The sequence below is a fragment of the Bacillus sp. IBL03825 genome, from assembly GCF_024712505.1.
Taxonomy (GTDB): domain Bacteria; phylum Bacillota; class Bacilli; order Bacillales; family Bacillaceae_G; genus Bacillus_A; species Bacillus_A wiedmannii.
Genome location: NZ_JAMXKE010000001.1, coordinates 4,285,447 through 4,307,665, shown reverse-complemented (window position 1 = coordinate 4,307,665; position 22,219 = coordinate 4,285,447). Strand labels below are relative to the sequence as shown.

General features: G+C 35.1%; 27 protein-coding genes. 20 read left to right on the top strand and 7 right to left on the bottom strand.

Annotated elements, in window-relative coordinates:
- Positions 1–7 precede the first annotated feature (7 nt).
- Positions 8–544: a hypothetical protein gene (locus NHG49_RS22100; protein ID WP_064474746.1), complete on the top strand. Its 537-nt coding sequence runs from the start codon at positions 8–10 to the stop codon at positions 542–544.
- A gap of 264 nt (positions 545–808) precedes the next feature.
- Positions 809–1,309 (top strand): DoxX family protein, encoded by a 501-nt coding sequence (locus tag NHG49_RS22095; RefSeq protein ID WP_088048088.1) that lies wholly within the window; start codon positions 809–811, stop codon positions 1,307–1,309.
- Between the two features lie 41 nt (positions 1,310–1,350).
- Here the strand turns inward: NHG49_RS22095 and NHG49_RS22090 are convergent, their stop codons facing one another.
- Together NHG49_RS22090 and NHG49_RS22085 are read right to left on the bottom strand one after the other, a co-directional pair.
- Positions 1,351–2,229: an alpha/beta fold hydrolase gene (locus tag NHG49_RS22090; protein WP_064474748.1), complete on the bottom strand. Its 879-nt coding sequence runs from the start codon at positions 2,227–2,229 to the stop codon at positions 1,351–1,353.
- A 15-nt stretch (positions 2,230–2,244) separates the two neighbouring features.
- Positions 2,245–3,078: a GNAT family N-acetyltransferase gene (locus tag NHG49_RS22085; protein ID WP_064474749.1), complete on the bottom strand. Its 834-nt coding sequence runs from the start codon at positions 3,076–3,078 to the stop codon at positions 2,245–2,247.
- Between the two features lie 261 nt (positions 3,079–3,339).
- On the opposite strand from NHG49_RS22085, the gene NHG49_RS22080 reads away from it, so the two are divergent.
- Entirely contained in the window at positions 3,340–4,725 is a 1,386-nt protein-coding gene (locus NHG49_RS22080) for an alkaline phosphatase (protein WP_064474750.1), read from the top strand.
- Between the two features lie 54 nt (positions 4,726–4,779).
- Positions 4,780–5,247, top strand: a complete 468-nt coding sequence (locus tag NHG49_RS22075) for a hypothetical protein (protein WP_088048089.1) — start codon at positions 4,780–4,782, stop codon at positions 5,245–5,247.
- Between the two features lie 70 nt (positions 5,248–5,317).
- Here NHG49_RS22075 and NHG49_RS22070 read toward each other — a convergent pair whose 3' ends face one another.
- Complete coding sequence (locus tag NHG49_RS22070) at positions 5,318–5,968, bottom strand: GTP pyrophosphokinase (RefSeq protein WP_258126511.1); 651 nt, start codon at positions 5,966–5,968, stop codon at positions 5,318–5,320.
- Positions 5,969–6,302: 334 nt separating this feature from the next.
- Between NHG49_RS22070 and rpmG the strand changes: the two genes are divergently transcribed.
- Together rpmG and NHG49_RS22060 are read left to right on the top strand one after the other, a co-directional pair.
- Positions 6,303–6,452: a 50S ribosomal protein L33 gene (rpmG, locus tag NHG49_RS22065; RefSeq protein WP_001265617.1), complete on the top strand. Its 150-nt coding sequence runs from the start codon at positions 6,303–6,305 to the stop codon at positions 6,450–6,452.
- 87 nt (positions 6,453–6,539) lie between these two features.
- The gene (locus NHG49_RS22060) at positions 6,540–8,036 is read left to right on the top strand and encodes a DUF4901 domain-containing protein (RefSeq protein WP_258126510.1); all 1,497 of its coding nucleotides are present in this window, start codon (positions 6,540–6,542) and stop codon (positions 8,034–8,036) included.
- A 54-nt stretch (positions 8,037–8,090) separates the two neighbouring features.
- Here NHG49_RS22060 and NHG49_RS22055 read toward each other — a convergent pair whose 3' ends face one another.
- Positions 8,091–8,321 carry a hypothetical protein gene (locus tag NHG49_RS22055; protein ID WP_064474753.1) on the bottom strand — a complete coding sequence of 77 codons (231 nt, stop codon included), beginning with the start codon at positions 8,319–8,321 and terminating at the stop codon, positions 8,091–8,093.
- A gap of 258 nt (positions 8,322–8,579) precedes the next feature.
- On the opposite strand from NHG49_RS22055, the gene sigK reads away from it, so the two are divergent.
- Together sigK and NHG49_RS22045 are read left to right on the top strand one after the other, a co-directional pair.
- Positions 8,580–9,293 carry an RNA polymerase sporulation sigma factor SigK gene (sigK, locus tag NHG49_RS22050; protein ID WP_000051382.1) on the top strand — a complete coding sequence of 238 codons (714 nt, stop codon included), beginning with the start codon at positions 8,580–8,582 and terminating at the stop codon, positions 9,291–9,293.
- A gap of 290 nt (positions 9,294–9,583) precedes the next feature.
- Positions 9,584–10,372 carry a phosphatidylserine decarboxylase gene (locus NHG49_RS22045; RefSeq protein WP_064474754.1) on the top strand — a complete coding sequence of 263 codons (789 nt, stop codon included), beginning with the start codon at positions 9,584–9,586 and terminating at the stop codon, positions 10,370–10,372.
- A 148-nt stretch (positions 10,373–10,520) separates the two neighbouring features.
- Here NHG49_RS22045 and sda read toward each other — a convergent pair whose 3' ends face one another.
- On the bottom strand, positions 10,521–10,676 hold the full coding sequence (gene sda, locus NHG49_RS22040; protein ID WP_000853283.1) for a sporulation histidine kinase inhibitor Sda: 156 nt from the start codon (positions 10,674–10,676) through the stop codon (positions 10,521–10,523).
- 247 nt (positions 10,677–10,923) lie between these two features.
- Between sda and NHG49_RS22035 the strand changes: the two genes are divergently transcribed.
- From NHG49_RS22035 to NHG49_RS22000, 8 genes are all read left to right on the top strand, one after another.
- Positions 10,924–11,436: a YqeG family HAD IIIA-type phosphatase gene (locus NHG49_RS22035; RefSeq protein WP_000765308.1), complete on the top strand. Its 513-nt coding sequence runs from the start codon at positions 10,924–10,926 to the stop codon at positions 11,434–11,436.
- A gap of 3 nt (positions 11,437–11,439) precedes the next feature.
- Positions 11,440–12,546, top strand: a complete 1,107-nt coding sequence (gene yqeH, locus NHG49_RS22030; protein WP_088048091.1) for a ribosome biogenesis GTPase YqeH — start codon at positions 11,440–11,442, stop codon at positions 12,544–12,546.
- A 15-nt stretch (positions 12,547–12,561) separates the two neighbouring features.
- A complete protein-coding gene (aroE, locus tag NHG49_RS22025; protein WP_258126509.1) occupies positions 12,562–13,395 on the top strand; it encodes a shikimate dehydrogenase in 834 nt (277 codons plus the stop codon).
- Positions 13,396–13,400: 5 nt separating this feature from the next.
- On the top strand, positions 13,401–13,703 hold the full coding sequence (gene yhbY, locus NHG49_RS22020; RefSeq protein ID WP_000955225.1) for a ribosome assembly RNA-binding protein YhbY: 303 nt from the start codon (positions 13,401–13,403) through the stop codon (positions 13,701–13,703).
- Positions 13,704–13,832: 129 nt separating this feature from the next.
- Positions 13,833–14,402: a nicotinate-nucleotide adenylyltransferase gene (gene nadD / locus NHG49_RS22015; RefSeq protein ID WP_001226041.1), complete on the top strand. Its 570-nt coding sequence runs from the start codon at positions 13,833–13,835 to the stop codon at positions 14,400–14,402.
- The gene (gene yqeK, locus NHG49_RS22010) at positions 14,392–14,961 is read left to right on the top strand and encodes a bis(5'-nucleosyl)-tetraphosphatase (symmetrical) YqeK (RefSeq protein ID WP_098102392.1); all 570 of its coding nucleotides are present in this window, start codon (positions 14,392–14,394) and stop codon (positions 14,959–14,961) included. Before nadD ends, yqeK begins: the two co-directional genes overlap by 11 nt.
- Entirely contained in the window at positions 14,958–15,314 is a 357-nt protein-coding gene (gene rsfS, locus NHG49_RS22005; protein WP_000653202.1) for a ribosome silencing factor, read from the top strand. Before yqeK ends, rsfS begins: the two co-directional genes overlap by 4 nt.
- Complete coding sequence (locus NHG49_RS22000; protein ID WP_000873068.1) at positions 15,311–16,060, top strand: class I SAM-dependent methyltransferase; 750 nt, start codon at positions 15,311–15,313, stop codon at positions 16,058–16,060. The genes rsfS and NHG49_RS22000 overlap by 4 nt, the downstream gene beginning before the upstream one ends.
- A gap of 171 nt (positions 16,061–16,231) precedes the next feature.
- On the opposite strand, the gene comER is transcribed toward NHG49_RS22000, so the two are convergent.
- On the bottom strand, positions 16,232–17,059 hold the full coding sequence (gene comER, locus NHG49_RS21995; protein ID WP_064474758.1) for a late competence protein ComER: 828 nt from the start codon (positions 17,057–17,059) through the stop codon (positions 16,232–16,234).
- Positions 17,060–17,136: 77 nt separating this feature from the next.
- On the opposite strand from comER, the gene NHG49_RS21990 reads away from it, so the two are divergent.
- The 3 genes from NHG49_RS21990 (at position 17,137) to NHG49_RS21980 (ending at position 20,692) form a co-directional block, all read left to right on the top strand.
- The gene (locus tag NHG49_RS21990; RefSeq protein WP_088048093.1) at positions 17,137–17,736 is read left to right on the top strand and encodes a helix-hairpin-helix domain-containing protein; all 600 of its coding nucleotides are present in this window, start codon (positions 17,137–17,139) and stop codon (positions 17,734–17,736) included.
- Positions 17,737–17,799: 63 nt separating this feature from the next.
- Positions 17,800–18,357, top strand: coding sequence for a ComE operon protein 2 (locus tag NHG49_RS21985; protein WP_000439786.1), 558 nt, complete (start codon positions 17,800–17,802; stop codon positions 18,355–18,357).
- A 13-nt stretch (positions 18,358–18,370) separates the two neighbouring features.
- Complete coding sequence (locus NHG49_RS21980) at positions 18,371–20,692, top strand: DNA internalization-related competence protein ComEC/Rec2 (RefSeq protein ID WP_088048094.1); 2,322 nt, start codon at positions 18,371–18,373, stop codon at positions 20,690–20,692.
- Between the two features lie 29 nt (positions 20,693–20,721).
- Here NHG49_RS21980 and NHG49_RS21975 read toward each other — a convergent pair whose 3' ends face one another.
- On the bottom strand, positions 20,722–20,856 hold the full coding sequence (locus NHG49_RS21975; protein WP_000997609.1) for a YqzM family protein: 135 nt from the start codon (positions 20,854–20,856) through the stop codon (positions 20,722–20,724).
- Between the two features lie 347 nt (positions 20,857–21,203).
- On the opposite strand from NHG49_RS21975, the gene holA reads away from it, so the two are divergent.
- Positions 21,204–22,214, top strand: a complete 1,011-nt coding sequence (gene holA, locus NHG49_RS21970; protein ID WP_064474762.1) for a DNA polymerase III subunit delta — start codon at positions 21,204–21,206, stop codon at positions 22,212–22,214.
- Positions 22,215–22,219 lie beyond the last annotated feature (5 nt).

Sequence of the window (22,219 nt, the reverse complement as noted above, 5' to 3'; positions counted from 1 at the left end):
AGGGTGTATGTTGAATGTTGCATTAGTAGTTGGTTTTAATTCGGATTTAGAGGCGCAATCAATCCGAGCATCGCTTGAATATTTTGGGGCAAAAGTTGTAACATACTGGATTGGTAGACCGAGAGAGTTCATTAATATTCTTTCTGGAAAGGGTTTATATAACGATATCGATTATGTTATTTTTTGCTTTCATGGTGAGGAAGGAAAGTTTGTCATGGAAGAGTTAGGTGAAGATATATATGAACAAGATGAACCGAGGGGATACTTTGGTGCAGCAGAAATTTATAAATATGCAAAATTGCATAATACACATATTGTAAATAGTGGGTGTACGTTAGGGGAGAGAAAACTAGCAGAATCTTTCTTACGTAGTGGGGCGAAATCGTATATTGGATCGATAGATTATGTAGATGGGAATGCAGCACTTATGCTTACAATACGCTTATTTTATGGGCTTATTAACCATGAAAAAACGTTAGAAGATGCTTTTCAAGAGGCGAAATTAATCGATGAGGAGACACATACATTTCAATTATATAAATAGTAAAAAACGCCTTTATTCTATATTCGAATATAGGCGTTTCACATTTAACTCACATTTTTTTTACATTTTCTTCAATGAAAATGATTATCACCTATGGTATGATATGTTCAAGTTTTTACAGGTAAAAAAAGTTACTATATAAACGTTAGTTTTTAATGTTTCATACACATGTCACAAATTATTCGTAATTAACATTTGAAAAATAAGTAACTAATGTTATTATATTATCTGTAACTAACTTAATTACAACTTTAGGAGGAAGATATGGTTATTCAATTTTTAAGAGAAAACAAAGCAGTTTCTTTTGTGTTGGCAATAATTCGAGTGTATCTTGGTTACACATGGTTAATGGCTGGAATCGGTAAACTACAAGGAAAAGGATTCGATGCAACTGGTTATTTACAAGGTGCAATTGAAAAATCTAAAGGAGCACAACCGGCTGTTCAATCTTGGTGGGCATCATTTTTACAAGATTTCGCAATTCCAAACGTTGATCTATTTAATACACTTGTAACGTGGGGAGAAATTTTAGTTGGAATTGGTTTAATTGTAGGCTGTTTAACAAAAACAGCGGTCTTTTTCGGTCTTGTAATGAACTTTTCCTATATGTTTAGTGGGTCAATTGGTGTAAACCCTGAAATGGTTATCCTATCAATGTTTGTTCTAGTCTCTGGTATGAACGCTGGTAAATTTGGAATAGATGGTTTCATTATTCCGAAAGTATTAGGATCAAAAACTCAAAAACGCCAAAAGCAAGCTGCTTAATATATGAAAGCGGGTATCTCAAAATGAGATACCCGCTTATTTTATTTTTCAACTTTATTGTTCTTAAAGAAGTCTTTTACATACCCTACAAATTCTTGTGGCTCTTGACGAAATGGTGCATGATAACCTTTTTCGATAATATGGAAAGTACTATTTTTTAAGAATTGATGATACGTTTCTCCTTCTTTCCAAGAAACGCTACTATCATTTCTTCCCCATATAATTAAGGTTGGTTGTGTAATTTCATTTGCATTGATTTGAAGACGTCTAGGCCATAATTTCATTTTATTGTAATGCTCTTCATCATTACGCTTGGATTTTACTTTGCCCTCATCATAATCTGCAATAGTAGAAACGGTATTTAAATCAGTCGATAACTGTGGTTTTGGTGAGCCTTGTTTATTAACGAATGTATGAGGACCGCCTGTAGCATCAGTTAAAATAAGGTGGGTAACGGCTTCAGGATATAAATACGTTAAATTAAGAGAAATTTCTCCGCCCATTGAGTGTCCCAGTATTGCAAACGAATCATAACCTAGTTTTTTCATTAGTTTATAATACAAATTTGCATGGGTTGGGAAAGAATAGTAAAAATCCATTGGCTTAGATGAGCGCCCGAATCCTAAAGCATCTACAGAAATAATTGTATGATCTTTTGCTAAGTCTGAGTAAATCTTTTGAAAACCATCTGATGATCCACCAAATCCATGGATCATAAGTAAAGGTGGTTTTTCATTACCAATCTTTTTAAAGTAAATGGTTTGACCATCTATTTCTACCATTTTTTCCTCGGTAGCTAGTTTCGCTGTAAGTGTATTTTTAACTTGTTTTACTTGTTCTACTGGCTTTTTTGCTGCACTACATCCTACTAAAAGTGTAAGAGTAAGACAACCTACCATAAAATAGCTAAATCGCTTCAATGAGGTGTCCCCTTTCTAACATAACGCTGTGTCTATCATAGCAAATAGCATATTACGATTTCCAGGAAGTTGGCTACCATTTTTCATCATAAGAGGTGAAAGAAGCGTTTCTTGGAAATTTTCTGTTTGAAGAAATTTACGAAATGAAAATTGTGAATGTGGGACATCGATCCTTACTGTGCCATTCCAACACTCGCAGATCTTCTTGAATAATTGAATAGCATCCTTCTCTTGTTTTGCGATAAGTGGAGTGACGCATAATATATTACCTTTTTGTATACATAAGGAAAAAGCTTCTATACAGTTATTTCTCTCAATTTTAAAAGAGTGTATGGCTCTTGGTAATAGTAACGAGTAAAGTAGAGAGCGATTAACACCAGTTACGATTTGATCGAGAGAAGTGAGAGACAAAAGGTCTTTTTCTTTTACTTGTTGTGTATGAGCAATATGTGTCTTAGTAGTTTGTTTTTCAAAACGATGAATCGTTGTTACTGTGTGAAATTCGCATGATGTATAAAGAGGCTCGCCAGCTTTTGTTGCAATAAGTGCAATTGGTTGTTTTGGGAGAGTGTGTTCTAAGCAACGATTTAGCAAAATACGCCCGATGCCTCGGCCTTGAAAATTAGGATGAACGATTAACATGCCAATAGTAGAAAAACTATCTTTAAAAGGAAATACTCCTCCAGCTGCAATCAGTTTATTTTCATGCATATAACCGATAAGTGTGCCGAGAGAAAGATACATTTCAAATTGTTTTTTCATAAATGCTTTATCTTGTAACCATCCAATAGTTTTGCAAAGGTCGAGTAAATCAAAAATAAAAGTTTCATCTAGCTTTATTGTTTTCATAAATGTTCACCACTTTTCTATTAATTTTCATAAAAGTAGATTGAAAATGTTAAATAAGAGATTTACTTTAAATGAAATCCAACTTATTTATATTTTGATTGTAAAGGGGAAGGAGGTTGCTATGAAAGGACAAAGTTATACAAATTATAACTGATATTTACATAAGTTAACAAAAAATTTACATATAACTAATTTTCTCTTAATAGTCTTCTATTAAATTTGATAGTGGGAAATGAATAACCTAATTAGGGGGACAAGACAGTGAAAAAGTTTGTGAAAAAAGCATGGCCATTTGCAGTTGTGGCGTCGTTAGCAGTTACTTCGGTAGCAACATGGAATTTTACTCGTTCTAGTGAGGTTAATGCAGATGAGAACGGAAGCAATGCAAAGATTAAAAATGTCATCGTATTAATTGGGGATGGTATGGGACCTTCATATATGACGGCTCACCGTTATATGAAAGATAATCCAAAAACTTTTGAGATGGAATCTACAGAATTTGATAAGCATCTTGTAGGAACGCAAAAGACATATCCGGAAGATGAACATGAAAATATTACAGACTCTGCATCTGCAGCAACAGCTATGTCAGCAGGAATTAAAACATATAATGCAGCAATTGCAGTTGATAATGATAAAGCAGAAGTGAAAACTGTACTTGAACAAGCGAAAGAAAAAGGGAAATCAACGGGACTTGTTGCTACTTCTGAAATTACACATGCAACACCAGCTGCTTTCGGTGCGCATGACATTAGTCGTAAAAATATGGATGCAATTGCAAATGATTATTTTGATGAGAAAATTAAAGGGAAGCATAAAGTAGATGTTATGCTTGGCGGCGGCGTAAAAAACTTTGTTAGAAAAGATCGTAATCTTACAGAAGAGTTTAAGAAATCTGGTTATAGCTACGTAACAGATCGAGATCAATTGTTAAATGATAAAAATGATCAAATCCTTGGTTTATTTGCACCAGGTGGATTAGATAAAATGATTGATCGTAATGAGAAGACGCCTTCATTAGAAGAAATGACAAATGCAGCAATTGAGCGTTTGAACAAAAATAAAAATGGTTTCTTCTTAATGGTTGAAGGAAGCCAAATTGATTGGGCTGGACACGATAATGATATCGTTGGTGCAATGAGTGAAATGGAAGACTTTGAAAAAGCATTTAAAGCAGCGATTGAGTTTGCGAAAAAAGATAAAAATACGTTAGTCGTTGCAACGGCAGATCACGCTACTGGCGGATTATCTTTAGGTGCGAATGGTGAGTATAACTTTAAAGTAGATCCAATTAAAGCTGCAAAACGCACACCAGACTTCATGGCAAATGAGATTGCAAAAGGTGCAAATGTAGAAGAGACATTGAAAAAATATATTGATTTACAATTAACACCAGAAGAAATTAAAGCGGTAAATGATATTGCTCCTTCAAAAGATGTAACAAAGATTGATAATGCGATTGAGGATATTTTCAATAAGCGTTCGGTTACAGGATGGACGACAGGTGGACATACAGGGGAAGATGTAAACGTATATGCATTTGGCCCAGGTAAATATTTGTTCTCTGGCGTTCAAGAGAATACAAATATCGCTAAACGTGTCTTTGATATTGTTGGCGGTGGCGATCCGAATAAAGGAAGACGCTAATTATAAATGAAAGTGAGGCGAAATGCCTCACTTTTCTTTTTAGGAGATGGAAAGATGAGATCTTTTTTCATGGGAATCGGACCTTTGCTAGTAGGTATAGTATTGCTCGCTGGATGTCAATCTCAAGAGAATCATATAGAACAAAAATCTACTACTAAAAAAATTGAGGAAAAGGTACAAATAACGAAAGAAGAAGAGAAATCGATTCAAGATGTTATGGAGAAATTTGTACGGACGACAAATGAAAAAAATCTGGATGAACATATGGAATTATTTTCAAAGAAGATGCCTAGTGCTGAAGACTTAAAAACACAAAAAGAAGCAGCTTTTCAAAAGGGAAATAAGAAAATTGAATTGGAACATATAGACATGAAAGCTAGTAAAGCAGGATATGTCTTAGTTGAAACAAAGGAAAAGGAAATAGATGGGGAGGTCACTCTTCAGAAAAATGTACAGTATGCGCTTGGAAAAGAAGAAGATGGATGGAAAATTGAAGAAGTTCGCACGATAGGAAAAAAATAACGTGAAACTTGGGAGCTTACTGCCCGTAAATAGCGAAATAAAAAAGGTTCTCATTGGCGAGAACCTTTTTTTATAGTGGTAACATAATTTGATTTGAGCATGCTTCGATCTCATCAATATCTTGGCGAATTGTTGCCATTTTATTATCAAGATCTTCAGCTTTCATTGCTGCATCATGTAGTTCATCTTTTAAATACTCAGGTATTTTCCCTTCATATTTATAGTAAAGTTTATGTTCTAAACTTGCCCAAAAGTCCATTGCTAGCGTACGTAACTGGATTTCTGCAAATACATCTTTTGTACCAGAATTCAGTGATAAAGGATATTTAATAATCATGTGTAAACTTTTATACCCGTTTCCCTTTGGATTAGCGATATAATCTTTTACTTCTATGATTTCCATATCTTCACGCTTTTGAATGACTTCTTTTAAATGATAAATATCTTCTACGAAGCAACATGTAATACGAATGCCGATGATATCTTGTAAATGAGTTTGGGCATTTTCAACTGTCGGTAATAAATTTTTACGCTCAAGCTTTTTAATAATACTTTCAGGTTGTTTTAATCTTGTTTTTATATGTTCAAACGGGTTGTAATCCTCTAAAAATTGGGCTTCCCGGTTCATAATTTCAAATTTAGTTTTTAACTCTTCTAAAGCAAATGTATATGGTAGTACAAAAGTTTTCCAATAGTTAACTGTTGATTGATTATATTCCATTTATATACACACCTTTTCCAATTTACAAGCGAGGTTATTATACTAAATACCAAAGCATATAAGCGCAAGCAGCAAATGATGAGATCATAAAACGATATTTAGTTTTCATAATTTCAACTCCTTTCGAGTAAGATTCTATATGAATAAACGTGATTGTTAATAAGTTCACTATGTACAATTCCTATAGTAATAGATTCGTGTGAATTTCGTATGAACTAATTGTTTCAGATTTTTGTCTTTTTTTACAATTGACAAATAGAATGAAGTTATATAACATATAAATCGTAATCATTACGTTTTAGTTTGCGATCTTTGAAGGAAAGGAGAATTACATATGCGTGTAAATATTACATTAGCTTGTACAGAGTGCGGTGATCGTAATTATATTTCTAAAAAAAATAAACGAAACAATCCAGAGCGCATCGAACTAAAAAAATATTGTCCACGATTAAAGCGAGTAACGCTACATCGTGAGACGAAGTAGAAGACTAGAGATATCTCTAGTCTTTTTTGTTTATAGTTATTTGGTTTTATTTGTTATAATTACCTTAAATTGCAATGAGGGAGAGGTATGATGAATCAAAAAGATAAAGAAAGAAAAGAGCAAGTGGCTCATATGATTGATATTCCAGATGATTTTAGGCTTGTCGTAGATGATCAAGAAGGTGTGGATGACCCATATCATCTATTATGGTGGGAACATAAAGAGGATGAGGAGAGAACGATACAAATTACGCTGAATAGACATACTGGTAATTTAATCGAATTTAGTATAGATGATAAAAAATATTTTTCGAGTGGTAAGGAAGCGCTAGAGGAGAATAAAGCAAGAGAGATTGCAAATGCATTCTTAAAAAAATATACAAAAGAAGGATATGAATTTTATACATATGTAACGGTTAAGGACGACAGGCGCGGTCGGAAAGAATTAAATTATATGCAAGAAGTAAATGGCTATCCATTGCCGAATACAGGGTGTGTTGTGCGAGTTCATCCTTCAGGTAATGTTATGTATTTTCGTTATAATGGACAAAAAGCTATCGAGAAAAAACCTTTATGGCCAAGTGGAATTGTTGAGGAGAACGTCGTTTTAGAAAATTTGAAAGCTAGACAAGATATGAGACTTGTATTTGTAGATTTAACACACTCTTCATGTGAGTATGAAAATGGAGAAGAAGTAAAAGGGTACCATCTTGTATATGAATCAGAACCTAGTCATGCATCTATTAATGCAAGTACGGGAGAAGATTTATTTGGACCAGAACATTATAAATTACCGCCGACAGTAGCTGTTGAAAAAACAAAAAAAGATAGCCGGCAAGGTGACATATTCGAATTAATTGGCTGGGATAAAGAAAGTTTTACAAAAGTAGATGAGACAGAAAATGATGATGAAATAAGGACGAAATTTGTTCCGAAAGAGGAATTACAAAAACAGAAAGAAGAAAAGAACTCATATTTAATGAATGAATTCTTTAAAAAGCATTTACCAATGTTAAAATATAATAATTTAATTGGAATTACGGTTGATAAATATACCAATGAATTAATTGGCTTTATAAAACTGACAGACGATAAAGAAGTAAAGAAAATACTGTCTAGAGAGGAATGTTTACAAAAAGCACTTCAATTTTTGGAACAAGTTATTCCAGATGTCACACAATATCTACGTCTTTGGGAAGAACGTGAAGAAGCAGAAGATGGGATTGAAAGATTTACCTTTTCTGTATATGTGAATGGCATTCCGGCAGAGTATAAGCAATTTATGGTTAATATCAATGCGGAAAATGGGGCTGTGGTGCATTATTCCGGAGAGTCTAGCAACCTTATAAAAGAACTGCTTACATACGAAACAATACCGAAAGTAACAAAAGAAAAAGCGTTACAAATATACAAAGAGGCCATCCTAGTGAAATTAGAATGGCATATAGATGTTGATGTAGAGGAAATGAAATACGAACTGTTGTATAAACAAACGACAGATGAAAATCATAAAGAATCCTTTGGCTGTAGTCGAGAAATTCGTTATATTGATGCTCACACTGGGGAAAAAATTTGGAGTAAATAAGTCTTTAAATAGGGAAAAAGGTCTTCGAGGGAAGACCTTTGTTAGAAAGAACGATTATTTTTCGTATGTATCAATTTTGTATAACCACTTCTGTACACTAGCGGGTGGTCCTTCTGTTCGCCACTTTGTTGTACACATTCCGCAAGAACAGTGGACTTTTCCTTTCGCAAAAATACCGGAAATTTCAGGGATATATCCCCAGGCATGTTTTACGATATTCATCTTTCGGCGCATTGTGCGTTGACGTTGATGTCTTGTATAAGCACGTGTTCTTTCAAATTTCATATTTGTAATCCCTCCTTGTAGTACAAGCAGCTTGCAAGAGCGTACAAGGAGTTCATCTCTTACAAGCTACTTAGGTACAAGAAGGCAATAAAATGTTGCATATTTTACCCTCCTATCTGTTGTTTAAGTATACGTAGCAAATCTTTGTGAGACAAGAATTATGCTTAAAAAGATGTTGGAATGATATCGTACAGACACAAACAACCTCACGCCCACATACACATAGTAAAGACCACTATTTTGGCGGAGGTGAAAGGTTTGAGTCTATTCGCCGCAATTGGATATATGGTTCGAGAAGTGTTTGTCTTTGTTTCTTATGTGAAGAATAATGCGTTTCCGCAGCCGTTATCATCAGACGATGAGAGAAAGTACTTAGAGTTAATGGAGCAAGGTGATGCTCAAGCGAGAAATCTGTTAATTGAACATAATTTACGGCTTGTAGCTCATATCGTTAAAAAATTTGAAAACACAGGAGAAGATGCAGAAGATTTAATTTCAATTGGTACAATTGGGCTCATTAAAGCGATCGAGAGCTATTCGGCAGGAAAAGGCACAAAACTTGCGACGTATGCAGCACGCTGTATTGAAAATGAAATTTTGATGCATTTACGTGTACTGAAAAAAACGAAAAAAGACGTTTCACTTCATGATCCGATCGGGCAAGATAAAGAGGGGAATGAAATATCGCTTATCGATATATTAAAATCAGAGTCTGAAGATGTAATTGATATGATTCAGCTTAGTATGGAGTTAGAAAAGATTAAAGAGTATATCGATATTTTAGACGAACGAGAGAAAGAAGTAATCGTGAAGCGTTTTGGACTGGGGCTTGATAAGGAGAAAACGCAACGAGAGATTGCGAAGGCACTTGGTATTTCCAGAAGCTACGTATCAAGAATTGAAAAGCGCGCTTTAATGAAAATGTTCCATGAATTTGTAAGAGCTGAAAAAGAGAAAAAAGCGAAAGAATAATGTACATTGCAAGCAGCCATATTTTAAAATGGGCTGCTTTTCTTTTTGTAAATAAGGAAAGAAAAAGAGTTGTGTTCAGAAGAAATCTATGTTCACTGTTGAAAATGACGGATTCTATCTGTAATATTAGAGGGTGCTAAACAATTTAAGAATAATACCATACTTAGTTTTCCGCATGTATAATGAAACAGTTCTATATGATATGTGGGAATAAGAACCAATTTTACATATGATATAGAAGGAAAAGAAGGGGAAGCTAAAGTTATAGACTGATTAGGAGGTTTCGCAATTTGCGACGTACATTATATCGACTTATGATCGAACTTACAAATGGTCGTTTTACTTCTTATATATTGCGTAAATTTGCACAATCTCGTTTGAGCTCTATCATTATTCCATCGTATGCGAAAGTTTTTCAAATTAACCAAGATGAGATGGAAAAGGGTTTGAAGGAATATAGAACATTGCATGAATTATTTACGCGTAAGCTAAAAGAAGGAAAACGTAGTGTTGATACAGATGCATCGAGTATCGTTAGTCCTGTTGATGGTGTTTTTGCTGATTACGGTCCTATTGAGGACACAAAAACATTTGATATTAAAGGTAAGCGTTATTCAATCGTGGATATGCTAGGTAATGAAGAACGTGCAAAGCGATATGCAGGTGGTACATACATGGTTATTTATTTAAGCCCAAGTCATTATCATCGTATTCATAGTCCGCTTTCTGGTTCTGTGACTGAAAGGTTTGTACTTGGTAGAAAGTCATATCCGGTAAATGCAGCTGGTATGGAATACGGGAAAGAGCCATTGTCAAAAAATTATCGCTCTGTTACAGAAGTAAATAGTGACGGTGAACATATGGCACTTGTAAAAGTAGGAGCTATGTTTGTTAATAGTATTGAGCTGTTGCATGAAAGAGACACTGTTCAAAAAGGTGAAGAAATGGCATACTTTACATTTGGTTCAACAGTTGTGTTATTGTTTGAAAAAGATATGATAAAAGTAGTGCAGGAATTGAAGAGTGGACAAGAGATTCGTCTTGGTGAAAAAATTGCTACTCGTTCGGCTCATAAGTAAAGAAAACATTTTATAACTGTAAGCAAGAGTTATGGACAAAGATGCTTAATGATGAAATTCCCTAGATGGGAGTACTTGTTTATTCGAGAGCCATCGCAGGATGGCTCTTTTTACAAGTTAGCTCATTAAAATTTCACTTTATATGTAATCAAGACGATTTGACAAGCTTGTCCTCTAATGAGCGTCTAATCATTTCTTGTTTTATAAGTAAAATGAAGTCGGGATTTAATTTTAGTTCTTTTGCTTTATAATAAGACTCAGTGAGTAACTCAGTAGATAACTGTTCCATATATTTTGTTTTCAAGGTGAGTCACCTCCTAATAATTTAAGGATTGATTCGTTGTTGCATTTAATGTACCAAAAAAATATGACAGTCACAAACGAGTGGTTATCCACATACCTAGGTGGATAAAATGTGTATAGATTGTTAGTAAATTCCAAATTGACTGATAAATTAATGTGGAAAATGTGTACAATTTTATCCACAGGTCATATATCGAAATATGTTGTCGAAAAATTTTTATGAAAACTCCTCAAAGAGGTGAAAGAAATTGAAGCTATTTTTACCAAATGAATATGTGAAAAATGTATATCATGTTCAACCAGAAGATTTGAAAAAACGTGGAATTAAAGGTGTCATTACTGATTTAGATAACACGTTAATTGAATGGGATCGTCCAAATGCAACGCCACAACTTGAAGAATGGTTTTTGAAAATGAAAGAGCAAGGCATTCAAGTAACGGTCGTTTCAAATAATAATGAGCAACGTGTGAAAGACTTTGCTGATCCATTAGGTATTCCATTTATTCATAGTGCGCGTAAACCATTTGTTCGCGCGTTTAAGCGTGCGATACAAGAGATGCACCTGCAGCCAGATGAAGTTGTAGTAATTGGAGATCAGTTATTAACGGATGTTTTAGGTGGAAACCGAGTGGGACTTCATACGATTTTAGTTGTACCGGTAGCACAAACGGACGGATTAGTAACGCGCTTTAATCGAAAAATTGAACGAAGAATTATGAGAAATATGAAGAAAAAAGGTTTAATTAACTGGGAGGAATAAAGTTTGACTGAAACAATTAAATGTATTGGTTGCGGTGTAGAAATTCAAACAGAAGATAAAAATGAAGTAGGATATGCTCCTGCCTCATCTTTAGAGAAAGAACAAGTAATTTGTCAACGCTGTTTTCGCTTGAAGCATTACAACGAAATTCAAGATGTATCATTAACAGATGATGACTTCCTACGTATTCTAAACGGAATTGGAAAATCAGATGCATTAGTAGTTAAGATTGTAGATATTTTTGATTTTAATGGTAGCTGGTTACCTGGTTTACATCGTTTCGTGGGAAATAATAAAGTATTACTTGTTGGAAATAAAGCTGATTTAATTCCTAAGTCAGTAAAACATGATAAAGTAAAGCATTGGATGCGCTATAGTGCAAAGCAGCTAGGATTAAAGCCAGAAGATGTCTTTTTAATTAGTGCAGCAAGGGGACAAGGGATTGCTGAGCTGGCAGATGCTATTGAGTATTACCGCGGCGGAAAAGATGTTTACGTTGTTGGATGTACGAATGTAGGAAAATCAACATTTATTAATCGTATGATTAAAGAATTTAGTGATGAGACTGAAAATGTAATTACAACATCTCATTTCCCAGGAACAACACTTGATTTAATTGATATTCCGTTAGATGAAGAATCTTCTTTATATGATACGCCAGGTATTATTAACCACCATCAAATGGCTCATTATGTTGGAAAAGAAAGCTTAAAGCTTATTACACCAACAAAAGAAATTAAGCCAATGGTGTTCCAATTAAATGAAGAACAAACATTATTCTTCAGTGGATTGGCACGTTTTGATTATGTAAGTGGTGGTCGTCGTGCATTTACTTGTCACTTCTCGAATCGTTTAACAATCCATCGTACAAAGCTTGAGAAAGCAGATGAATTGTTTAAAAATCATGCTGGGGATTTACTAAGCCCGCCAACACCAGAAGAATTAGAAAATATGCCAGAGTTAGTGAAATATGAATTTAATATTCGTGAACCAAAAACGGATGTTGTATTCTCTGGATTAGGATGGGTTACGGTAAACGAACCGGGAGCAAAAATTGTTGCACACGTACCAAAAGGAGTAAGTGTTTCGCTACGTAAATCTTTAATTTAATATGGAGAGGGATTTATGAAACAATTATATGGTGTAATCGGAAATCCAATTGGACATTCATTATCACCCGTTATGCATAACGATGCATTTGAACACTTGAATATGGATGCCCATTATCATGCATTTCTTGTTAAAGAGGAAGTGCTAGGGGAAGCAGTAAGAGGTTTAAAAGCATTAGGTATTTCAGGATTTAATGTAACAACTCCGCACAAAGTTGCTATTATGGATTATTTGGATGAGATTGACCCACTAGCAAAACAAATTGGTGCAGTAAATACAGTGGTTCATAATGATGGGAAATTAATTGGCTACAATACAGATGGAATTGGTTTTGTCCGAGCGCTGCAGTCAATTAGTAGTGAACCACTTCAGGAGAAACGTATTTTATTGCTTGGCGCAGGTGGTGCTAGTCGAGCTATTTATTTTTCTCTTGCTGATGTAGGTGTGAAAGAGATTGATGTAGCTAATCGTACAGTAAATAAGGCGAAAGAACTTATTGCTGCATGTACGGCTACTGTTAATTCTGTTGCTTTATCGCTAGAAAAAGCAATGGAAGAACAAGGAAATTATGATATTATCATTCAGACGACAACGATAGGTATGCATCCACGCGTTGAACATACGCCATTACAAATTTCTTCGTTAAAAAAAGGGAAGATTGTATCAGATATAATTTATAATCCATTTGAAACGAAAATTTTATGTGAGGCAAAAGAGCAAGGTGCAATGATTCAAAATGGTATTGATATGTTTGTTTATCAAGGTGCGCTTGCATTTGAAATGTGGACAGGGCGTGTACCAAATATCGATAGAATGAAACAATTAGTTATAAGAAAGCTTGGAGGCTAACATATATGTTAACAGGAAAACAAAAAAGATTTTTACGTGCACAAGCACATCATTTAACACCAATTTTTCAAGTAGGAAAAGGTGGAGTAAATGAAAATATGATTAAACAAATCGCAGATACTTTAGAAGTTCGTGAACTATTTAAAGTAAGTGTGCTACAAAACTGTGAATTCGATCGTCGTGAAGTTGCAGAAGAACTTGCAAAAGGCGCACGTGCTGAAATCGTTCAAGTAATTGGAAGTACAATCGTTTTATACAAAGAATCTAGAGAAAATAAACAAATTAAACTTCCGCGATCAAAAGAATAGCATATGCTATTTTTTATCGTTAGTGCGTAATGATGTAGAGAGCGAAACCAATTGAACTTTTATTAACGGTAACTCTCTTCGGATAGGAATGAAGAGAGTTACTGTAGGTAAAAGGAAGGGGCGTTTCTTTTGAGAAAAATTGGCATCATTGGCGGTACATTTGATCCGCCGCATTATGGGCATTTGCTAATTGCAAATGAAGTATATCACGCTTTAAATTTAGAAGAAGTATGGTTCTTACCGAACCAAATTCCGCCGCATAAACAAGGGCGGAATATTACAAGTGTAGAAAATCGCTTACAAATGTTAGAGCTTGCGACTGAGGCAGAGGAACATTTTTCTATTTGTTTAGAAGAGCTAAGCAGGAAGGGCCCATCTTATACGTATGACACTATGTTACAATTGACGAAGAAGTATCCGGATGTGCAGTTTCACTTTATTATTGGTGGAGATATGGTTGAGTATTTACCGAAGTGGTATAACATTGAAGCGTTACTTGATCTTGTGACGTTTGTTGGGGTTGCAAGACCTGGTTATACATTGCGGACACCTTATCCTATCACCACTGTGGAAATTCCGGAGTTTGCAGTTTCTTCATCTTTATTGCGTGAGAGATATAAAGAGAAGAGAACGTGTAAATATTTACTTCCTGAAAAAGTACAGGTGTATATCGAGAGGAATGGGTTGTATGAATCGTGAGAAAGCACTTCATATTGTCAAACAACAAATGCATGAAAAACGTTATATACACACAATAGGTGTAATGAAGACAGCAATTGAACTTGCTAAGTTATACGGTGTGGATGAAAAAAAGGCTGAAGTTGCAGCTATATTCCATGATTATGCGAAGTGTAGAGCGATTTCTGAGATGGAAGAGATTATTAAAAGTGAAGGTTTGCCGAAAGATTTACTTTGTTATAACAAAGAGTTATGGCATGCACCTGTTGGGGCATACTTAGTAGAAAAAGAAGTAGGCATTACGGATCCTGAAATCCTGCAAGCTATTACATATCATACAAGTGGTCATGAGAAAATGACGATGTTAGATAAAGTAATTTATGTAGCTGATTACATTGAGCCTGGGCGAAAGTTTCCAGGGGTGGAGGAAGCTCGCAAACTAGCATATACGGATATAAATCAAGCTTTATTATTTGCGTTAAAGCGAACAATTCAATTTTTAATGGAAAAAAATCAAACGATTTATCCATTAACATTCCAAACATACAACGCAGTTATCAAGGAGGAAATTAGTAAATGAAAGATAAAGATTTATTAGTATTAGCAGCAAAAGCGGCTGATGATAAAAGAGCAGAAGATATGGTTGTCCTAAATATGCAAGGTATTTCACCAATTGCAGATTATTTCATTATTTGTCACGGTAACTCAGATAAGCAAGTGCAAGCAATTGCGCGTGAAATTAAATCAAAAGCACATGAGTTTGAAATCGACGTACAACGTATGGAAGGTTTTGACGAAGCACGCTGGGTACTAGTTGACCTTGGAGATGTAGTTGCTCATGTATTCCATAAAGATGAGCGTAATCACTATAATTTAGAGCGTCTTTGGGGCGATGTGCCACGTGAGGATATTACAGACGAGCTAGACCAATGAAATACGAACAATTTGCATTGTTGTACGACGAACTAATGAATGATGTTCCTTATGATAAATGGGTGGAATTCACAGAAGAAAGTTTACAGCAAGCGGATATGAAAGAGGCGAAGATTCTTGATGTAGCATGCGGTACTGGTAATGTAACACTTCCGCTTGTACAAAAGGGTTACGATTTAATCGGTGTCGATCTTTCAGAAGAGATGTTAACGGTCGCTCAGCAAAAACTAGGCGGAGAAGGATACTTTATTCCTTTTTACCAACAAGACATGCGAGAGCTTGATGTTCCAGGTGAGTTTGACTGTGTAACGATTTTTTGTGATTCATTAAATTATGTATTGCAAGAAGATGGAGTGCAAGAAACATTTCGAAGAGTGTTTCACCATTTACGTCAAGATGGTTTGTTTTTATTTGATGTACATTCTTTATATAAAATACATCATGTATTTCAAAATGAAACATACACAGTGAATGGAGAAGAAATATCTCTTATTTGGAATTGCTTCCCTGGTGAAGAATCAAATAGTGTAGAACATGATTTAACATTCTTTGTTCAAGACCCAGAAGAAGATGTGTACCATCGTTTTGACGAATGTCACGTGCAACGTGCATATCAGGTTGAAGAGTTAACGAAATGGCTTGAAGAAGCTGGTTTTACAGTGCTTCGTGTGACTGGTGACTTTGAGCGACTTGAAGTTACAGAACAAACAGAGCGTATTTTCTTCATGGCGAAGAAAAACGCATAAAACAAAAGCAACCGATAAGGTTGCTTTTGTTTTATAAAGAAGTTGTAATTTTAGTTCTAGCATAATAGGAAGATGATATACGTGAAGTGTGAAAATGCTAGTTTAAGTGTAAATGTAATGTAAAAAAGTAAGTATTTATAAAAAGGATTTGGAATGACGATGGCGTATTTATTATGTGTGTTTATTGAATTGTTGATCGACGCATTTTAAATCTTCATCAAATTTCTCGTGTGTTCGCTCAATTAATTTATGAAACATATCCCCAACATGTTCTTCTAAAACACGAATGCCTTCTCCTGTAACGCCGCCTTTAACACATACTTTTTCTTGTAAAGTAGGCAATGTGAAAATCTCTTTTTCAAGTAGTTTCCCCATTCCAATGACCATTTCACTTACTAAAGTAGTGGCTTCTTCATGTGTAATATTTGTTTTATCTACAGCAGCGTTAATGAAACATTGTAATAAATAACTAAAAAATGCAGGGCCGCAGCTTGCTATATCAGATGAAACGCGCGTTATATCTTCTTCTATCATAAGAGGAGTAGAAATGTTTTTGAATAGGCGAAATAGCTTTTGTTGCCACTCTTCAGAGCATTTACTTCCAAATGTAAATAGTGATGCGCCAGACAGGGCGCGGTTTGTAATGCTCGGAATGATACGTGCAATGTGGCAAGGTACAAGCGTCTCTAATTGTGACGGAGATATTGGACTTGTGATAGAAACTAAGCACTTTTCATCAGAAAAATGTTCAGCGTATTTTTGTAGGATCGGGTATATATCTATCGGCTTTACGCAAATAAAAATAAGATGTGATCGTTCGATTACCTCATCGATAGTTTTGGCTATATGAACAGAAGGGTATTTTTCCTTTATATGATATGCTTTGGCGGGCGTTCGATTAATGATTGTAAGGCACGAAGGTTTGACAGCACGGGTTTCTAAAAATGCGTCGATTAGTATATTCCCCATGTTCCCTGTCCCTATAATTCCTATGTTCAATGTTTCATCCCTCCTTCGTAACAGCTTTCTCCTAAACAATATGAATGATGTTATAAATTTATGATTAGAGGTGTAAAATGATGTGGGATTTTCCAAAGAAATGGTTAGGGTTAGTAGCTATTATTGGAACTGTACTTTTTCTTCTTTTTTGGAAAACGAACCAGCATACAGAGCGATCAGTCGTTGCAACGGATGTGCAAGCGAAAGAGATAGAGAAAAAAAGTAAACCGAAAATATCGGATATAAAGCAGCAGAAAAAAATAATTATAATTGATATGAAAGGGGCTGTTGTTAAAGAAGGGGTGTATGAAATGAAAGAAGGGGACCGGGTCAAGGATGCCATTGAAAAGGCAGGTGGTTTTTTGCCTGAGGCAGATAGGAAGAATGTAAATTTAGCACAAATGGTACAAGACCAAATGATCCTTTATGTGCCGAATAAAAATGAACAAGTACAAGAAGTAGCTGCTATTTCAAAGGGGGAGGGGAAAGTTCAAATAAATGCGGCTTCTAAAGAACAACTTGAAAAAATTACAGGCATTGGTTCTCGGAAAGCAGAAAGTATTTTGAAATATCGAGAAGAACATGGTCCTTTTCAGAAAATAGAAGATTTGTTAGAGATTGATGGGATCGGTGTGAAGTCATTGGAAAAAATAAAAGATCAAATTATTATTCCGTAAAAGATTGACGAAGTTTTTCTTCATTCGCTACACTACAAGTAGACAAAAAAGTAGGTGAAAAATATGGAACGAATTTCATGGGATCAATATTTTATGACGCAAAGCCATCTGCTATCTTTACGTAGTACATGTACAAGGCTTGCAGTAGGAGCGACAATCGTTCGTGATAAACGAATTATTGCTGGTGGATACAATGGTTCAATTAAAGGTGGCGTACATTGTATAGATGATGGATGCTACGTTATCGATAATCATTGTGTTCGTACAATTCACGCAGAAATGAATGCTTTATTACAGTGTGCAAAATTCGGTGTGAAAACGGAGGAAGCGGAAATTTATGTTACACATTTCCCTTGTTTACAATGCTGTAAGGCGATTATTCAAAGTGGTATTACAGCAGTTTATTATGCGCAGGATTATAAAAATCATCCATATGCTGTAGAGTTATTTGAAAAAGCGAATGTAACAGTGAAACACGTTCCGCTAGAATATAATATTGCAGCATTAGAGGATCAAAAGCGTCATATGGAGTTAAAAGAACTATTTGCATCTTTAGAAAAAGAAAACTTATCAATGGAAGAATTACAGCATGTATTCACGAAAGCAAAAATGATGCTATAAGGAGTGAGTATAGTTGTATGGACAATGGGGCTATGTTGCAATCTCATTTATCATAGGGATTGCAATTGCCTTTTCCACTTCAGTTGTATTGCTGACTTGTTGTCTCGTTTTGTATGTTTTCTATTGTTTATATCGTACTTCGCGTAAAACCTTCTTTTTTTGTATGTTAGCGTGTTTTAGTGGTGCTATGTACACTACTTATATTCAAGAGCAAAACAAGCCTCTAGGAGAACCTTACGAAGTTACAAGGGGGGTAATACAAAATACACCTCTTATTAACGGGGATCGCCTAACATTTCAAGTTGAAGATCAGAATAAAAATATAGTGCAGTTAAGTTACAAAATTAAATCGGCCTTGGAAAAGAAACAACTGCGACAATTACATGCAGGAGTATCATGTGTATTCGAAGGTGAGAGGAAAGAACCACCAATAGCTCGGAATTTTCATGGTTTTAATTATCGTGATTATTTGTATAAGCAAAATATTCATTTCATATTGGAGGCTACATATATTTCTGAATGCCAAAAAACTTCGTTGTCACTCGTGCAATGGATTCTTCTTTTGAGACAGCAAGCAATCTCGGGCGTTACAGAAATGTTTCCGGAGCAATCAGGTGCATTTATGAATGCATTAGTATTTGGTGATAGACAACAAATGACATTTGAAGTTGAAGAGCAATATCAGCAATTTGGTCTTGTACATTTGTTGGCGATTTCAGGATCGCATATCGTATTGTTAATGGTGATTGTGTATTTTATTTTACTAAGAAGTGGTGTGACGAGGGAGGTAGTGACAATATGTCTGATCTTTTGCATTCCTCTATATATGATTTTAGCAGGAGCGTCACCGTCTGTTATAAGAGCTTCTATAACAGGAGTTTTGATGTTGATTGCTTTCATATGTTCTATTCGTTTATCCAGCTTAGATGCTTTAAGTGTTACAGCTATATGCATGCTTATATTTGATCCGTATCTTGTTTTTAATATTGGCTTTCAGTTTTCGTTCGTTGGTAGTTTCGCTTTGCTTTTGTCAGCCCCGCTTTTACTAGATAGTAGTAATGGAGTAATTCGAAATTCCATTTATATTTCTCTTATTTCACAACTCGTTAGTACTCCGATTTTGTTATATCACTTCGGTTATTTTTCTCCATATAGTATTTTTCTTAATATCCTATACGTTCCGTTTTTATCTCTCATTGTATTGCCGTGTAGTATTATCGTTTTGGTATGTATACCGATCGTCCCGTTTCTTGCAAAAGGACTTGCGAATGTACTATCAATAGGTTTGAATTTTTCTAATGATTTTCTAAGTTATTGTGAAAGTTTACCATTTATCCGCCTTGTTTTCGGGCAAACGCCTATACTTCTTGTAGCTCTATATTGCGCGAGTATTGTTAGTATATTGATGATTTGGGAAAGGCGGGTGTCGAAGGAAATTATGTTCATAGCTTCAGGTATATTTCTTTTTGTTTGTACATGTCATTATTTATATCCGTATTTTCGAGAAAGTGGGAGTGTTACATTTCTTGATGTTGGACAGGGAGACGCAATATTAATTCGCCTCCCGTACGATAAAGAGATTTACCTCATTGATACTGGTGGCACAATGCGTGTAAATAAGGAAGAATGGCAGCGGAAAAAGCATGAATTTTCTGTTGGAAATGATATTTTAATCCCTTATTTACAAAAGGAAGGTATTAAAACCATCGATAAATTAATCGTAACGCATGGAGATGCGGATCATATAGGTGCTGCGCAAGAGTTATTATCGAATATAATTGTAAAAGAAGTTGTATTTGGCCGAAAGGAACAAGATGCGGTATTAGAAAAAGTATTAAAGAAACAGGCATTAGAAAAGGAAGTGAAAATAAGTGAAGTGGGGGAAGGAGAGAATTGGAGTGTAAATGAAGCGGAATTTTTTGTGTTAGCTCCAACAGGAAAAGCAAGAAGTGAAAATAACGCTTCAATTGTAATATGGGCAAAATTAGGAGGGTTAACGTGGCTGTTTACAGGTGATTTAGAAGAAGAAGGAGAGAAGTTTTTAATAGCTACGTATCCAGATTTACGGGCGGATGTTTTAAAGGTTGCTCATCATGGGAGTAATACGTCATCTATAGCGCCTTTTTTGAGCGCTGTACAGCCTGATGTAGCGATTATTTCTGTCGGTGAGCGTAATAGGTATGGGCATCCTCATAAGGAAGTTATAGAGCGTTTTGAGAAGATGGGAATTGAAATATGGCGTACGGATAAGCAAGGCGCTATTTCCTATGTTTTTAAAGAGGAACACGGAACCTTTCGTAGTAAAATCACATATGATGAAACACATAATAGATAAAAAAGAAGACTGCCAGTAGGCAGCAGTCTTTAAGAACCGATAAATTTAATAACAGTTGCAATGATGAAAAGTGTTGCGAAAAAACCAAATGAGACGATAAATCCTACCCCTGAATCAATAGCGTCATTGCGTTTACTTTGAACGTTTTGTTCAAAATCATTCATTTAGAATCCCTCCCCAACATTCCACTTTAGTATAAAATATTGTCAGAAAAAAATCTACAATTTCCAGTGTGAAGAGAAATCGAGCGTTTTTACTACTTTTAGATCATTAAGGAACGTGAGTTTTTTGTTTCCAAGCATGTTAACAGTTGGCACTTATACTCGAATTTTTATTGTGAATAATAAAGGGAAGGTGATTACCGCACACCAATAAGAAACCCGGGGCTTATTGCGTGGCGTTTAATATAAATAAAGGAACGGGTTATAAAGCCTGTTCCTTTGTACTTGTAAAACGAAAGCTAGGGCATTAGTATAAATATATATTGCCAAGTTAGGGAGTAGGAAAAAGTATGAGTGATATACATAAAAAGATTAAAAAGAAGCAGTTTGCTCCAGTGTATTTACTGTATGGAACGGAAGCGTTTTTTATAAATGAAACGATAAAGCTTATTACAACAGAAGCGCTTGAAGAGGAAGATCGCGAGTTTAATGTTGTGACATATGATTTAGAAGAAGCGTATTTAGAAGATGTTGTTGAGGATGCACGTACACTTCCTTTTTTTGGGGAACGTAAAGTGATAGTAATAAAATCACCACTATTTTTAACTTCACAAAAAGAAAAATTAGAGCAAAATATAAAAATTTTAGAAGAATATATTGGAGAGCCTTCTCCATTTTCTATTCTTGTTTTTGTTGCGCCTTACGAAAAACTTGATGAACGAAAAAAAATTACAAAACTATTAAAGAAAACAGCGGACGTAGTAGAAGCGAATGCGATGCAAGTGCAGGATGTTCAGAAGTGGATTGTTGCTCGTGCAGATGAAGTGCATGTGCATATAGATAATGCAGCTGTTAGTTTGTTGTTAGAGCTTGTGGGAAGTAATGTAACGATGTTGGCGAAGGAAATGGACAAGTTAACGTTATACGTCGGTATGGGCGGAGAGATTACACCGAAACTTGTTGCAGAGCTTGTGCCAAAATCGGTTGAACAAAATGTGTTTGCTTTGACAGAAAGAGTGGTAAAAAAAGATATCGCGGGTGCGATGCAAATTTTGGATGGATTATTTACGCAGCAAGAGGAACCGATTAAACTGCTTGCGTTATTAGTAAGTCAATTCCGCTTGCTCTATCAAGTGAAAGAGTTACAGCAGCGTGGTTATGGACAAAATCAAATTGCGTCTCATATTGGTGTGCATCCATATCGTGTAAAGTTAGCGATGAATCAAACGAAGTTTTTCTCTTTTGAAGAATTAAAAAAAGTGATTATAGAATTAGCGGAAGCTGATTATAGTATGAAGACTGGAAAAATGGATAAGAAACTTGTGCTTGAGTTTTTCTTAATGCGGTTAAATCATATGTGATGAAA

Bases quoted from the DNA above. Each gene is read 5' to 3' on its own strand.
- yqeK (WP_098102392.1), top strand. From the start codon at position 14,392: ATGAATCGTGAGAAAGCACTTCATATTGTCAAACAACAAATGCATGAA.
- NHG49_RS22095 (WP_088048088.1), top strand. From the start codon at position 809: ATGGTTATTCAATTTTTAAGAGAAAACAAAGCAGTTTCTTTTGTGTTG.
- rpmG (WP_001265617.1), top strand. From the start codon at position 6,303: ATGCGTGTAAATATTACATTAGCTTGTACAGAGTGCGGTGATCGTAAT.
- NHG49_RS21975 (WP_000997609.1), bottom strand. From the start codon at position 20,856: ATGAATGATTTTGAACAAAACGTTCAAAGTAAACGCAATGACGCTATT.
- NHG49_RS22070 (WP_258126511.1), bottom strand. From the start codon at position 5,968: ATGGAATATAATCAATCAACAGTTAACTATTGGAAAACTTTTGTACTA.
- NHG49_RS21990 (WP_088048093.1), top strand. From the start codon at position 17,137: ATGATGTGGGATTTTCCAAAGAAATGGTTAGGGTTAGTAGCTATTATT.
- NHG49_RS22060 (WP_258126510.1), top strand. From the start codon at position 6,540: ATGATGAATCAAAAAGATAAAGAAAGAAAAGAGCAAGTGGCTCATATG.
- rsfS (WP_000653202.1), top strand. From the start codon at position 14,958: ATGAAAGATAAAGATTTATTAGTATTAGCAGCAAAAGCGGCTGATGAT.
- NHG49_RS22085 (WP_064474749.1), bottom strand. From the start codon at position 3,078: ATGAAAACAATAAAGCTAGATGAAACTTTTATTTTTGATTTACTCGAC.
- NHG49_RS22055 (WP_064474753.1), bottom strand. From the start codon at position 8,321: ATGAAATTTGAAAGAACACGTGCTTATACAAGACATCAACGTCAACGC.
- yhbY (WP_000955225.1), top strand. From the start codon at position 13,401: ATGTTAACAGGAAAACAAAAAAGATTTTTACGTGCACAAGCACATCAT.
- NHG49_RS22075 (WP_088048089.1), top strand. From the start codon at position 4,780: ATGAGATCTTTTTTCATGGGAATCGGACCTTTGCTAGTAGGTATAGTA.
- holA (WP_064474762.1), top strand. From the start codon at position 21,204: ATGAGTGATATACATAAAAAGATTAAAAAGAAGCAGTTTGCTCCAGTG.
- NHG49_RS22100 (WP_064474746.1), top strand. From the start codon at position 8: ATGTTGAATGTTGCATTAGTAGTTGGTTTTAATTCGGATTTAGAGGCG.
- aroE (WP_258126509.1), top strand. From the start codon at position 12,562: ATGAAACAATTATATGGTGTAATCGGAAATCCAATTGGACATTCATTA.
- NHG49_RS22000 (WP_000873068.1), top strand. From the start codon at position 15,311: ATGAAATACGAACAATTTGCATTGTTGTACGACGAACTAATGAATGAT.
- NHG49_RS21985 (WP_000439786.1), top strand. From the start codon at position 17,800: ATGGAACGAATTTCATGGGATCAATATTTTATGACGCAAAGCCATCTG.